The organism is Algoriphagus winogradskyi, from assembly GCF_900182815.1.
Classification (GTDB): domain Bacteria; phylum Bacteroidota; class Bacteroidia; order Cytophagales; family Cyclobacteriaceae; genus Algoriphagus; species Algoriphagus winogradskyi.
The window spans coordinates 292,851-306,267 of sequence record NZ_FXUA01000006.1 but is presented as its reverse complement, the minus strand read 5'-3'; the positions used below and the strand labels follow the sequence as shown (position 1 = coordinate 306,267).

Below are 13,417 nucleotides of genomic sequence, written 5' to 3'. Positions count from 1 at the left end.
CAATGTCAAAATATTTATTTTCAAAAGGATGTTAATGATTCTAAAAATCTGGTAAAGAGGTGTCAATTTCTTTGGAAGGCGGGCTAATGGCTAGATCTACAGGCCTTAACCTCATGGTAGCAGGAGGATCGTCTCCAAAATATTCTATAAGTCTATCGATCTCCTCAATAGTTTCCACTTCGATTCGCACACGAGTAATTCCATCATCCAGCAAACCTAATTGAGTGCCTGCCGCACGGGACAAATCAATGATTCGTCTGGAAGTTTTTGGAAGTCTATCGTTAATCCTCACCCATACAAACTCGCCTGTATCTTCCCGAGTCACTTTGACAAGGGTATTAAATGGCAAAGTTTTATGCGCTGCTGTGAGGCTATCCATATGAAAAACCTCACCATTGGACGTTTTTCTTAAGTGGAATCTGCGACCATAGAAGCTAGCCACTCCCTCTTGTATCAACAAGGCATCAGGCGGCAGTTCGGGCTGATTTGGCTCGGAAATAAGCGAAGCCACCAAAATAAGAAGCCAATTCCACATAGGTAATCTGAATTTCGCCAGCATTTCCAATAAAGATGCCAATTTATGTCAATTGTATCAAATGGCTTGCAGTAAGTCATCCACTGAAGTAACTTAGTTCTTCATTCATTTTTAGCTACGATTATGATCAAAATCCTCCACACCGCAGATTGGCATTTGGGAAAAAGACTTCAGGAATATTCCAGACTGGAGGAGCAAAAACTGGTTTTGGCAGAAATCCAGGAAATAGCAGATCAGGAAAATGTTGACCTGATTCTATTGGCAGGAGATATTTTTGACACATTCAATCCTAGTCATGAAGCTGTAGAATTGCTGTACAAATCTCTTCGCAGGCTTTCAAAAGGAGGAAAAAGACCAATCATAGCTATCTCCGGCAATCATGATAGCACACAATTCGTAGAAGCTCCGGATCCCCTGGCCCGTGAAATGGGGATCTTTTTCTATGGAAAATATGACACAGTCATCCCAACAGGTAAACTTGATAACGGAATAGAAATCACACAATCCGCCACAGGTTTTGTGGAGATGAAACTACCCGAAATTGATTTTCCAATCCGGATAATTTTAGCTCCTTATGCAAATGAGGCTTCTATGAAAACCTACCTAGGCGAAGGTGACCGTGAGGAGGAATTCCGCAATCTGATGGGAGCAAATTGGTCAAAAATAGCAGATCAGTATTGCGATGAGCAAGGAGTAAATCTCTTTGGTGGACACTTTTTCTTTATGAAAGAAGGAGAAAAAGCAGAGCCAGAACCTGAGTCCGAGCGGCCTATTCTCCACGTGGGAGGAACGCAGGCGCTATTCACCAGAAATATTCCTTCACAAATCCAATACGCAGCTTTGGGACATTTGCATCGCTACCATTCAGTTGGTCACGAGCATTGCCCTGTAGTTTATTCCAGTTCGCCCCTCGCCTACTCTTTTAGCGAAGCGGATCAGGAAAAGCAAGTGGTGATCATCGAAGCTGAACCTGGAAAGTCAGTTAGGTTTACGCCTGTCGGTTTAAAAGAAGGAAGAGCGCTGTATCGAAAAACCTTCGATAACCTGCCCGACACCTTAGCATGGCTTGAAGAGAACCCTTATTGCTTTGTGGAATTGACTTACATCACCGAAAGTTCTATCGAAGCCGCAACCCGGAAAGCGATTATGAAAGCACATGACGGCATCGTCAATCTGATTCCGCAGATCAAAAATCCTTTGGGTCGGGAAAACTCCAGTCTTCAGGTCGAAGACCTAGGAAAAGATATGGAAAGCCTTTTCAAACTATTTTACCAAAGTGACAAAGGTCAGGAGCCAAATGAGGAATTACTCTCGATTTTTAAAGAAGTCATCAGCCAAAACGACGAAGCATGATTCCTATCAAACTTGACATTCAGGGATTATACTCCTACAAAGAAAAGCAGACAATAGAATTTGATAAGCTGACGGCAGCGGGACTTTTTGGAATTTTTGGTGCAGTGGGTTCTGGAAAATCCTCCATTTTGGAAGCAATTCTTTTGGCGCTTTATGGAAGTACGGAACGGCTTTCTGATCGCGGAGAAAAGAATAGCATGGTCAATCTCCAAAGTGATCTACTTCTTTTAAATTTCGAATTCAGCTCGGGTAAAAACAATGCAAAAACATATTTAGCACGCTATTCAGCTAAGAGAAATCCGAAGAATTTTGACGACATCAAGCCAGCTGAGCATACTTTCTATGAAAAAGTAGATGGGAACTGGGAGCCGATTTCAGCTAGGGCGGAAGAAATCGTCGGTATGAAAAAGGAGCATTTCAAACAGACAGTCATTATCCCTCAAGGTAAATTCAGAGAGTTCATCGACCAAAAACCTTTGGATCAGGCAAAGATGATGAAAGAGCTTTTTGGTTTGGAGCGATTTGATTTATCCTTCAAAACCGGCTTACTTCTAAAGGCTGTGAAAGAGCAGAAAATCCGTTTGGAAACTCAATTGCAGGGCTTGGAAGAATATTCAGAAGAAGTACTGATAGAAAAGCAAGGTCATTTTTCTGAGCTAAAAACCCATGCAACTGACGCTTCGCAAAAACTAAAAATTACTGAAACTGAAATTCGGCTTCAAGAAAACCTGCGAGCTAAAAACCAGCAATTGCTGAAGTTCAGAACTGAGAGAGAGAGTTTGAATATTCAACGTCCCGAAATTGAAAAACAGCGTCAGCTACATTCAGAATTCATCAAATCCAAAACCCATCTTCGCCCTGTTTGGGACCTGCTTCGTGACACCAACGCTGACTTGGAAAAGTATAAAGTAAGCGTAATTGACTGTGAGCGCTTTAAAATAGAGTTTGCAAAAGAAGTTGCTGATCTGGAAAAAGAAGAGGAGGAGCTCAAAAAAAAGAATCAGGAGCGACCACAAAGGGAAGCAAAAATCCGTGATTTGAAAAAAGTCATAGAAATCCAATCCCTAGAAACTCAGCGAGAAGTTGCGAATGCCACTTTGCTTAATTTGCAACCCTCAATAAAGACTAAAAAAGAGGCTCAAAAGGCATTGGAAACAAAAATTACTGAGCTAGAAACTGAGGCGGAAAAGATAAGCTCTACAGACAGCGCACAATTGGCAAACCTTATTAGCTCAGCTAAAGACTGGAAAACCCTAGAAGTTCAATTGAGCAGACTACAATCTGAAGAGCATGAATTAACAAAGGAAGTAAAGCGAATCGAAGAAAAATTGGAAGCTCTGAAAAGCACTATACCTGCTAAAGAAGACTCTTTCGAAAATTGGTTAACAACCCAGAAAGCAACTATTCAAAAACTGGAGAAAGAGCGCGATATCCTGATGCAAAAGCAAGGACTTGCTGCGCATGTTCATTTGCTTCATAACGGAGAGGCTTGTCCACTTTGCGGATCTTTGGATCATCCAAGTCCACTTCAAGGCGATGATGAAAATACCTTAGCCCAAAAAGATCTTGAAATTCAGGAAGCAAAGGTACTTTTAGATCAGATTCAAACTTCTAAATCCAGTTTCGGAGAGTTGACATTTCATTTAGAAAACAATCAAAAAAATACTGCCTCAAAAAGCTCTGAATTACTAGAAACGAAGCAAAATCTCAGCTCTTTAAATGCTACTTTAGCTAAAGAGGGAATAGAATCTCACGAAGCACTACTTTCGAAAATTCAGGCAATAGAAAGAAACTCTCAAAGTCGGGAAAAGCTGATCCAAGAAGTAAAATCCCTTCGCAAAAACTGGGATGCAGAGCGAATTTCTATTGATCAATCTGAAAAGGAATTGCAACAAGCACAGTTGAAACTGCAATCTGTACTATCCAATATTTCCTCGAAGAAAGAAGAAATTCGAGATATGGTTTTCTGTAAACAGTTTTTCACCAAAGAATCTGAGCAAATCCGATTTGCGATAGATAAAGTGGAAAAAGACATAGAAGACGCATTGAAATCACTGGAAGGAAAGCAAAAGCACTTGCGCGAAAAACGTAGTGTAGCGGATAAAAACTTAGCCGACTTATCAAATTTCATTCAGCTGCGTGATGAGAGTTCGACAAAGCTCGAAAAGCTAACCGCAGATTTTGAAGCTTTGAAAATCAAGCATGGCTTCCAAGATGAGGAGCGATTGATTAGTTTATTCCAGCATTCACTGGATGCGGAGAAGGTAGCTCGGGAAGTTGCGGACTTTGACAGGAAGCATGATATCGCCGAAAATAGAATTCAAGAATTGGAAGCCGAGAAAGGTGTAGCCGATTTTCAGGAACAAGCCTTTCAGGAGCTTTCTACTTCCTTCGAAAACTTAAAAACCAACGCTGAATCTTTCCAAAATCAAGTCTTATTGCTAGACAAGGAAATACAGGAAGCAATCTCAAAATTAGCCGAAAAGAAAAGTTTGCAGGCTGACTTTGTCAAACTTGAGGTCAGAGAAAGCTATCTCAAAGAATTGGACAATCTATTTCGAGGCAGTGGTTTTGTAAAGTTCGTAAGTTCAATTTACCTGAAGGAGCTTTGCAACACGGCGAATGTGCGCTTTATGAAGCTTTGCAAAAATCGACTTAGCCTGGAAATTGACGATAACAATACCTTCTGGGTAATTGACTATTTGAATGGAGGCAAGAAACGCCTACTCAAAACGCTCTCTGGAGGTCAGACTTTCCAAGCTTCGCTCTGTCTAGCATTGGCTTTGGCAGAAAAAGTAAAAGCCCTGAACCAAGCTGATCAAAGTTTCTTCTTTATGGATGAGGGTTTTGGTGCCTTGGATAAAAATGCCCTTCGGGTGGTTTTTGAAACACTCAAATCACTGAGGCATGAAAACCGAATCGTAGGAATCATTAGTCATGTGGAAGATTTACAACAGGAAATTGGCGTCTTTGCTAATGTGGAATTGGATCCTGAGCTTGGATCCCAAGTGAGTTATTCTTTTTGACACATAAAAAACCTCTGACAAACTGCCAGAGGTTTTTTTGAATTAAGAAAACCTATTTACAATATATTCTCGTTGACCCAATCAATTTCTTCCTGACGGATAGTATGATTGGAATCCTTGAAAATCGACAATTTCACTTTTGCCCCCATCCTGCTCAGTAGGGTTTCTGATTCTTTTATTCTAGAAAGGGGTACATGAAAGTCTTGCTCGCTACTTCCAATAAAGATTGGGGTGCCATCAAAATCACCAGAATATTTCTGTTCCTGAATAGTCTCACCAATTAACCCACCCGTGAAAGCGATTACTCCCGCAAGCTTCTGAGGATTTTGTGCAGCAAACTCAAGGCTAAGACAAGCCCCCTGGGAAAAGCCAATAAATACGACGTTTTCCGAAGGAATACCAGCGGCAGCAATTTGATCCCATGCATCTTTAATAGAAGCTAATGATTCTTTTAAAGCTTTCTCATTTGCCTCATCCGGAGCCATGAAACTGTAAGGATACCATGAACCTCCTTCAGCTTCTGGAGCCAAAAGCGCATAATCATCTAGCTTAAGGTACTTCGACAGACCCAAAATACTTTCTGCATTAGCGCCTCTACCATGAATTAGAATCGCAGCTTTTTTGGCTTGATCCAAGGGAATACCTGCTGTTTTTATCTTAGGCATAAGACTCTACATTTAATTTTACTGGAATCAAACTCTCCTCTAGTTTTTTGCGATTTGGCTCAGCCCATTCAGGCAGTTTGATCAACTCACCCAAGTGCGCTTCATCCTCATCAATTGCAAATCCTGGTTCGTCTGTAGCCACTTCGAAAAGAACTCCACCTGGTTCACGGAAATAGATGGAAGTAAAGTAATTTCTATCTTTCACTTCAGTCACCTGATAGCCATTTTTCATCAGCTTATCCTGAACTTGAAGTTGCGAAGCTGCATTTTCTGTGCGGAAAGCAATGTGATGAATTGTTCCTGCACTTTGCATTCCACGGCTCCCAGATTTATCAATCACTATGTCCACAATATCTCCTGGCTTGCCAGCTGTACCATATCGAAATCTGCCATTTTCCTCTCCTATAAAGCGGTAATCCATGTGCTCAGTCAGCAACTTTTCAGTCAACTCCTTAGCTCTTAGATTTAAAGTAGCTCCATAGAAACCTTTAATCGAATGCTCAATTGGCACCTGTCCATAAGACCAGCCCGTTCTATCATCCTGATCATTTGCGATCAACTCAATTCCCATGCTGTCATGATCTTCAAAACGGATCAATTGATCACCAAATCTGGTCAGTTTATCTGAAACAGCAACTCCGAACTTTTTCAATCGCTCAATCCAATAATCCAAAGAACCAGCAGCTACTGAAAATGCAGTGTAAGTAACCTCCCCCGCTCCTTTGGAACCTTTGCGAGCGCCAGTAAAAGGGAAAGTGGTAAATACTGTACCAGGCCTTCCCAACTCATCTCCGAAATAGAAATGGTAAACTCCGGGCGCATCAAAATTGATTGTCTTTTTCACTAATCTCAATCCGAGAATTCCGGTATAGAAATCAATATTTGCTTGTGGGTTTCCAGCAATCGCAGTGATGTGATGGATACCTGTGATTAATGATTGCATAGATTTTCCTTTCTTTTTATTATAAAAAAAGCTGCCATATGGCAGCTTTTAGATTATCCGTTTGCTTCGACAGATTCTTCAACTTGCTGCACTAATTGAACATTGAGGAGTAGACGAACTTGATCACTCACTACTACACTTCCCGCCTCAGTCACTGCTGACCAAGTTAGACCGAATTCCTTTCTGTTGATTTTTCCTTCGATTTCAAAGCCTGCTTTAGTTTGTCCGTAAGGATCACCCGCTACTCCTCCGAAATCAACATCAAATTCTACGTTTTTAGTAGTTTCTCTCAAAGTCAAGTCACCTACTAATTTATATTCGCCTCCGTTATTCTTGATTTTTCCTGAGAAAGTCAATTTAGGATGATTTTCGGCATCAAAGAAATCTGCTGATTTCAAGTGATTATCTCTGTCTTTTTGATTGGTATCAATGCTGTTGATCTCTGCAGAGAATGAAACTGCTGCTCCATCGAAATCCTCAGATGAACTTTCTGCTGAACCTTCGAATGATCTGAAATAACCTGTTACTGTAGAGATAACCAGGTGTTTTACTTTGAAAGATACTTCAGAGTGTGTTGGGTCGATAATCCATTTTGTAGTGCTCATAATGTTTGTGTTTTAGTTAAATTTTTATTTGTATTGATATTAAATGTATAGACACGTATTAGTGTAAATTTTTTAGCCTCGTAATTTATCGAGTAGTGTATTCATCATAACTACTTCTTCCTCATTGAGTTTGATTACCTCATTGTTAAAACCTTCCATGTAAGCTTGTAATTCATTTAAAACCTGTAGCCCTTTATCAGTAATTACAATATCAACCTGTCGCCTATCAGAAGGACATTCCCTTCTTTCTATCAAGAGCTTAGCTTTTAATTTATCTACCAAACGACTTGCATTTGACATTTTGTTAAGCATTCTATCCTGTATAGAAGACACGGTAGTTGGAACTCCATTTTGCCCCCTTAATATTCTTAACACATTATATTGCTCTGGAGAAAGATCAAAAGGCTTTAAAATACCATTTTGAGCTGAAACCAAATAACTGTGAGTATAAAGTAAATTGACCACTAATTTATTATACGGGTCTTTGAACTCCTTCTGTTTGATCGCCTCTTCTAGACTGCCCATATCTTTTGTTATTGTATTTAATGTATATACATGTAAATGTAGTAAAAGGTTTCAGAATGCCATAAAATTTTTGAAAAAAATGAAAAAAGGCCTCAAATGAAGCCTTAGATGCATTAATAATATTTATTTGGTTCTACCCTGAATTTAATGGAAAGGTAAGTTGGCCGCTAAACTAATATCTACAGAAGAAAGTATAGCTTCTGTTTATTATTGAATAATTTTTCTTGAGAGAATCAACATCTCATACACCTTCCTCCATTTTATATAGGCTTTATCTTTGTTACTTTTTGGCGGCCAAAAAGTAACCAAAAAGCCCTGAGCCTCGGTCTTTTCTTTCCGCTGATACCTTTTTTTATTCATTTTAAACAGCAATGCAGCGGAATTTTGTTCTGGATTTCACACCTAAAAATGACTGGATCTCCCTCGTGCCTCGGGAGCTAAGTCATTTTCTTAACGGTGTTCAACCCATTACAAAACCGAAAATCCCGCAAGGCTCACCCATCCGGATGATAACCTCCGGAAACCATCATCAGAAACAAATAACTAGTAAACTCCATTAAAATCGTGGTAGTACCATTTATTTTAACCCGAGTAATTCTTCATCCAGAAGATCAACTTCTCTCAATCAGCCAGTCTCCTATTAATCGATTAACTTCTTTTGGTTTTTCTATAGAGCTACTATGCCCAGCACCGATGATTCTATGCAACTTAGACTTTGGAATACTCATTTGGATAAACTTTGATTTTATTGGTTTGGTTGCTATATCTTCATCGCCGACAATCACCATAGTAGGACAAGTAACGCTTCCTAATTCGTGTTCTATTCCCTTTCTATAAATCACTCCTTCCACGGCCCCTGTGATATTTCTTTTATTTGCCTTTAACTGTGATTTCCAATAATCAATTTTCTGAGCGTTCAGCGGATCTTTTAGCCAGCTATCCGCAAACATGATCTTCATAACTTTGCTCGCCACCGGTGGTACTACCCCGAGCCATTTCACGATTCCATTGAGTGTTTTGTATTTAGGCAAGTTTTCTACAGGTTCTGAATTGGCAGAGGTCCCTAGGAGAATGAGACTTTTGATCAATTCAGGAAACCTAGCAGCCAATCTCATCCCGACAAATCCCCCCATCGAAAGTCCTACAAAATGTACTCGACCTACGCATAGTTTTTGGATCAACTCTGCTGCATCTTCAGCGAGAGTATCCATATCAAATGGACCTTTCACTTCACTCTTTCCCTGCCCTCTATGATCATAGGCAATCACCCTAAAACGTGCCTGCAGAAACGCTATTTGATCCCTAAACATCTTGTGACTCCAAAGTAAACCATGTGAAAAAACAATGGTTTGCTCCCCAACTCCTTGATCCGTGTAGAAAATATCGACTCCGTTTACTTTGATTTGGGGCATTCTATTTTTTGTTTTTATGGTTACTCTTCCCAATCAGGAAAAGTCTTTCATACTCAATTTCAATTTATCTCTTTTCTAAAAATCTAAACCAGGCTGAGTGATTGTAAACCCTTCAGCCTCTTTTTGCCTATCTACTATAACCTTCACATCCTCCAAAAGTTTTTTAGAATCATAGACTATTCCATCCTTGACAGTATACTTTACGCCTCCTACTCTGATTGGTTTATTATTCTCGTCTATCCGGATTGCGCCTGTGCCGTAAAGTACTTTCAGATTTTGAAGTGGATTTTCTTCCAAAATGACAAAATCCGCCAACTTACCTACTTCTACTGATCCAATTTCCTTTTCCATGCCCAGCAGTTCTGCCCCATATAAAGTAGCAGACCTTAAAACTTCCAGTGGATGAAATCCAGCTTCTCTTAACAATTCAAGTTCTCTGATATATGCAAAACCATAAAGCTGATAGATAAATCCTGAGTCAGACCCTGTAGTCACCCTACCTCCTTTATTCTTATACTCATTTATAAAAGTCATCCACAGCTTATAATTTTCCTTCCATAGAACTTCCTCTTCAGTAGTCCAATCAAACCAGTAAGAACCATGGGACTGACGACTTGGGGCATAGAATCTCCAAAGCGATGGAAGTGTATATACATCATGCCATTCCGCAGTGCGGGAACGCATCATATCCCGATTGGCTTCATAAATATTAAATGTAGGATCAAGTGTAAAATCCAATTCAAGCAATTCATCCATCACCTGATTCCAATGATCAGATCCAGGTTGAGCGGCTTGCTTCCAAAGTTTGCCTGCCTCAGCAAACCTATGCTGCTCATTTTGGTAATTATAGTCTAATCTAAAGTCTTGAATCGTTCGATTTTCAAATAAGGCCTCTGGCAAACCGTACCAATGCTCCATTGAAGTCAATCCAGCTCTGGCGGAATTCAACACATTCCATCGAGCTACATCCAACTGTTGATGATGCATAGCAGAGCGAAGTCCAATTCTCTTGTTTTCAGAAATTGCAGCTTCCATTACCTCTGGATTTGCCCCAAAAAATTTAATCCCATCTGCCCCTTTTTTCGCATTCTCATTAACCCATGCCTTTGCTTGCTCTGCCGTTGTGATTGGAGCTTTTGCTCCTTGACCGAAACTGGTATAGGCTAGGATTCGCGGAGCTGTAATTTCATTGGCAGCTGATCTTTTCTTTTGATCAAGAACCCAATCCAATCCGTTCCCTGCCGATGGATCTCTAATCGTTGTGATGCCATGAGCCATCCAAAGCTTGAAAACATATTCAGCAGGCGTCCCCTGACCTCCCCCTCCTATGTGTCCATGAGCATCGACAAACCCCGGAAGCAAATAGTGTCCTTCTAGTTCATAAACTTTGTCATCTGGACCCGCTTTTGGCCTACGGTTTTCATTAATTGGCATCCCAGGATAGCCGACAACCTGAATCTGAGCTATCCTGTTTTTCTCAACGACAATATCTACAGGGCCTACCGGAGGTGCACCGGTACCATCTATCAGGATCACACCTCTTAATATCAACCGTCCATATTGTCCATCGCCTTCGGTTCTGTCTGGAGCGGCTTTTATTTGGCAAAAGGCTGAAAAGGAAAGATAAAAGCCAAAAATGGCCAGGAATAAAAGTCTTTTTTTCATAGGTGATGGTCTTATTCAGCAAATAAGTTAAGTCAAAAAGTCACAACAAAAAACTGAAAAATGACAAAGTAAGGACACAAAAAAGCCCTAAGGACAATTCCAAAGGGCTTTTTTGAGGATTGTTGGTGGAAATTATAAATCCTTAAACTTCTCCATGATGTCTTCAGAAATTCCTGTGAAGGAATATCCGCCATCATGAAAGAGATTTTGCATAGTAACTAATCTGGTGTAGTCAGAGAACATCGTAACGATATATTCTGCACAAGCTTCTGCTGAAGCATTTCCCAATGGAGAAAGAGCTTCGGCAAAATTGTAGAAGGAATCAAATCCGCCAATACCAGTTCCCGCTGTTGTTTTGGTTGGAGATTGAGAGATGGTATTTACTCTAACTTTCTTAAGCTTACCGAATCTGTATCCATAGCCACGTGCGATGCTTTCTAACAAAGCTTTGGCATCAGCCATATCTGTATAGAAAGGGAATACTTTCTGAGCTGCGATATATGAAAGACCGACGATCGACCCCCACTCATTCATCACATCTTGCTTTTCAGCTACCTGCATCATCTTGTGAAAAGAGATAGCAGACACATCGTAAGATTTCATTGCCCAATCGTAATTCAGATCACCGTATGATCTTCCTTTTCTGATGTTTGGGGACATTCCGATGGAATGCAAAATAAAATCGAAGTTACCTCCAAGATACTCTTTTGCTTCAGCGTAGAGTTTCTCGATATCTTCTGTGCTCGTCGCATCCGCAGGAATCACAATAGTATCGCATTCCTTTGCAAGGTCATTGATAGCACCCATTCTCATGGCGATTGGTGCATTGGTCAATACAAATTTTGCTCCTTGCTCTTTCGCTTTAAGCGCTGTTTTCCACGCAATTGAGTTCTCGTCAAGAGCACCGGTGATGATTCCCAGTTTTCCTTTTAGCAAATTATCTGGCATATAGCTAGGGGGTTATTTTCAAAAATTACTGCCCAAAAATAGGAAAAAATAATCATTCACGCCTCGAAATTGATGCAATGAGGCAATTAGCGACGAAGCAACTCCTTTGCACTTTCTATTGCCGAAGCCGATGGTGAGGCTCCCGCAATCATTTTTGCCAACTCCATCACTCGCTCTTCATTTTCGAGCAATTTGATTTTGCTGACGGTTTTCTCAGATGAGTTGTCCTTATAAACAAAATAATGGAGATCACCCTGTCCTGCTACCTGAGGCAAATGCGTAATGCAAATCACCTGATGTCTTTTGGAAATGTCTTGCATCATCCCAACCATTTTCAACGCTACCTCACCTGAAATCCCGGTATCAATCTCATCGAAAATCAAGGTAGGCATGGCCATTTTATCAGCCATCAGGTATTTGATGGCAAAAAGCAATCTGGAAAACTCACCTCCTGAGGCTACTTTTTTCAGGGGCTGAGGAGAAGATCCTTTATTGGCTGAAAAGAGCAATTCGATCTCATCCATCCCATTTACTGCTGGCGCAATCCCCTTGTGTTCCATGACTACTTTGGAATTCTCCATTCCTAATCCGGCAAGTAAGCTTTCCAAAGACTTTTGGAAAGCAGTAAAACTCTCTTGCCTTTTCATACGAAGAATTCTTCCTGATTGCGCAACTTGTGCCTGACTCTCTTCAAGAAACTTCTTTGCTTTTGCTAGCGTTTCGTCAAGATTCTGAACTTGAAAAACCTTATCAGCCAGCTCTTTTTCAAGCTCCATTAATTCTTCTACAGAAGCTACTCCATGTTTTTTCTGAAGCTGATAGATTTTACTTAGCCTATCCCGAGTTTCATCCAATTTCTCAAAATCAACTTCAACCTTATTCTCCTCATCTCCAAGAGTCTCTTCTATGTCCTTCAACTCAATATTCACTGCCTGAAATCTTTCTCTTAGGCTAGCAAACACATGCGCCAATCTTTCCAATGATTGCATTCCTTGCTGAATCTGAGACATTCCTTGGCTGATCCCAAATTGCTCATCTTGGAAGAGATTCAGCATTTCATTGATCTTCAATTTGATCTCTTCAGCATTCTCAAGGATTTCCTGATTAGATTCCAATTCGGCTTGTTCCCCTTCCTTCAGTCCTAAAACACTCAATTCTTCTAGTTGGAATTGATTGAAATCTGCTTCCTTCTGTAGCTCAATTGCCTTTTTAGTCAGCTCATTGAATGATTTTTGAGCTTTTTGAAAAGATTGATAATCCGCTTTGTAATTTTTAAGTTCTTCCTGAGTTTGCGCAAAGGCATCTATTAAGCTGAGCTGATAGTTTCCTTCTCCTAGCTGCAAGGTGTCGTGTTGGGAATGGACATCCATCAAATAGCTACCTAGCGTTTTCAAGGCATCTAATAAGACTGGGGTGTCATTAACGAATGAACGGGATTTGCCTGCTGGACTGATTTCCCTTCTAATAATACAAATTGGCTCGTAATCTAACTCAGCCTTATCAAAAAAATCCTTCAAGCCGTAGTTTGCCACATCAAAAACTCCTTCGATAACACACTTTTTATCTTCATGTAGCAGGACCTTGGTATCTGACCTGTTCCCTAGAAGCAAACCTACAGCGCCAAGCATGATGGATTTACCAGCGCCTGTTTCGCCGGTAATCATACTAAGACCTTGACTTGGCTGCATATGCAGTTTGTCAATCAGAGCATAATTAGAAATGCTGAGAGATTTGAGCATG

At 40.4% G+C, this 13,417-nt stretch carries 11 protein-coding genes; 2 read left to right on the top strand and 9 right to left on the bottom strand.

Annotated elements, in window-relative coordinates; genetic code table 11:
• Nucleotides 1-40 precede the first annotated feature (40 nt).
• On the bottom strand, nt 41-535 hold the full coding sequence (locus tag QOL76_RS16145; protein WP_283414008.1) for a septal ring lytic transglycosylase RlpA family protein: 495 nt from the start codon (nt 533-535) through the stop codon (nt 41-43).
• Nucleotides 536-658: 123 nt separating this feature from the next.
• On the opposite strand from QOL76_RS16145, the gene QOL76_RS16140 reads away from it, so the two are divergent.
• Nucleotides 659-1,888, top strand: a complete 1,230-nt coding sequence (locus QOL76_RS16140) for a metallophosphoesterase family protein (protein WP_283414007.1) — start codon at nt 659-661, stop codon at nt 1,886-1,888.
• Nucleotides 1,885-4,914, top strand: coding sequence for an AAA family ATPase (locus tag QOL76_RS16135; protein WP_283414006.1), 3,030 nt, complete (start codon nt 1,885-1,887; stop codon nt 4,912-4,914). Before QOL76_RS16140 ends, QOL76_RS16135 begins: the two co-directional genes overlap by 4 nt.
• Before the next feature lie 56 nt (nt 4,915-4,970).
• On the opposite strand, the gene QOL76_RS16130 is transcribed toward QOL76_RS16135, so the two are convergent.
• The 8 genes from QOL76_RS16130 to recN all read right to left on the bottom strand — a co-directional run bounded on the left by QOL76_RS16130 (nt 4,971) and on the right by recN (nt 13,416).
• Nucleotides 4,971-5,579, bottom strand: coding sequence for an alpha/beta hydrolase (locus QOL76_RS16130; RefSeq protein ID WP_283414005.1), 609 nt, complete (start codon nt 5,577-5,579; stop codon nt 4,971-4,973).
• On the bottom strand, nt 5,572-6,522 hold the full coding sequence (locus QOL76_RS16125) for a ring-cleaving dioxygenase (RefSeq protein WP_283414004.1): 951 nt from the start codon (nt 6,520-6,522) through the stop codon (nt 5,572-5,574). The genes QOL76_RS16130 and QOL76_RS16125 overlap by 8 nt, the downstream gene beginning before the upstream one ends.
• Before the next feature lie 53 nt (nt 6,523-6,575).
• Nucleotides 6,576-7,127: a YceI family protein gene (locus QOL76_RS16120; RefSeq protein ID WP_283414003.1), complete on the bottom strand. Its 552-nt coding sequence runs from the start codon at nt 7,125-7,127 to the stop codon at nt 6,576-6,578.
• A gap of 72 nt (nt 7,128-7,199) precedes the next feature.
• A complete protein-coding gene (locus QOL76_RS16115; protein ID WP_283414002.1) occupies nt 7,200-7,652 on the bottom strand; it encodes a MarR family winged helix-turn-helix transcriptional regulator in 453 nt (150 codons plus the stop codon).
• A gap of 611 nt (nt 7,653-8,263) precedes the next feature.
• Entirely contained in the window at nt 8,264-9,064 is an 801-nt protein-coding gene (locus tag QOL76_RS16110) for an alpha/beta fold hydrolase (RefSeq protein WP_283414001.1), read from the bottom strand.
• Nucleotides 9,065-9,139: 75 nt separating this feature from the next.
• Nucleotides 9,140-10,729 (bottom strand): amidohydrolase family protein, encoded by a 1,590-nt coding sequence (locus tag QOL76_RS16105; RefSeq protein WP_283414000.1) that lies wholly within the window; start codon nt 10,727-10,729, stop codon nt 9,140-9,142.
• Nucleotides 10,730-10,861: 132 nt separating this feature from the next.
• Nucleotides 10,862-11,677 (bottom strand): enoyl-ACP reductase FabI, encoded by an 816-nt coding sequence (locus QOL76_RS16100; protein WP_283413999.1) that lies wholly within the window; start codon nt 11,675-11,677, stop codon nt 10,862-10,864.
• Nucleotides 11,678-11,763: 86 nt separating this feature from the next.
• On the bottom strand, nt 11,764-13,416 hold the full coding sequence (gene recN / locus QOL76_RS16095; RefSeq protein ID WP_283413998.1) for a DNA repair protein RecN: 1,653 nt from the start codon (nt 13,414-13,416) through the stop codon (nt 11,764-11,766).
• Nucleotide 13,417 lies beyond the last annotated feature (1 nt).

Excerpts from the sequence above, each read along its gene's own strand:
- QOL76_RS16135 (WP_283414006.1), top strand. The coding sequence starts at position 1,885 with ATGATTCCTATCAAACTTGACATTCAGGGATTATACTCCTACAAAGAA.
- recN (WP_283413998.1), bottom strand. The coding sequence starts at position 13,416 with ATGCTCAAATCTCTCAGCATTTCTAATTATGCTCTGATTGACAAACTG.
- QOL76_RS16110 (WP_283414001.1), bottom strand. The coding sequence starts at position 9,064 with ATGCCCCAAATCAAAGTAAACGGAGTCGATATTTTCTACACGGATCAA.
- QOL76_RS16140 (WP_283414007.1), top strand. The coding sequence starts at position 659 with ATGATCAAAATCCTCCACACCGCAGATTGGCATTTGGGAAAAAGACTT.
- QOL76_RS16115 (WP_283414002.1), bottom strand. The coding sequence starts at position 7,652 with ATGGGCAGTCTAGAAGAGGCGATCAAACAGAAGGAGTTCAAAGACCCG.
- QOL76_RS16145 (WP_283414008.1), bottom strand. The coding sequence starts at position 535 with ATGTGGAATTGGCTTCTTATTTTGGTGGCTTCGCTTATTTCCGAGCCA.
- QOL76_RS16105 (WP_283414000.1), bottom strand. The coding sequence starts at position 10,729 with ATGAAAAAAAGACTTTTATTCCTGGCCATTTTTGGCTTTTATCTTTCC.
- QOL76_RS16130 (WP_283414005.1), bottom strand. The coding sequence starts at position 5,579 with ATGCCTAAGATAAAAACAGCAGGTATTCCCTTGGATCAAGCCAAAAAA.
- QOL76_RS16120 (WP_283414003.1), bottom strand. The coding sequence starts at position 7,127 with ATGAGCACTACAAAATGGATTATCGACCCAACACACTCTGAAGTATCT.
- QOL76_RS16100 (WP_283413999.1), bottom strand. The coding sequence starts at position 11,677 with ATGCCAGATAATTTGCTAAAAGGAAAACTGGGAATCATCACCGGTGCT.
- QOL76_RS16125 (WP_283414004.1), bottom strand. The coding sequence starts at position 6,522 with ATGCAATCATTAATCACAGGTATCCATCACATCACTGCGATTGCTGGA.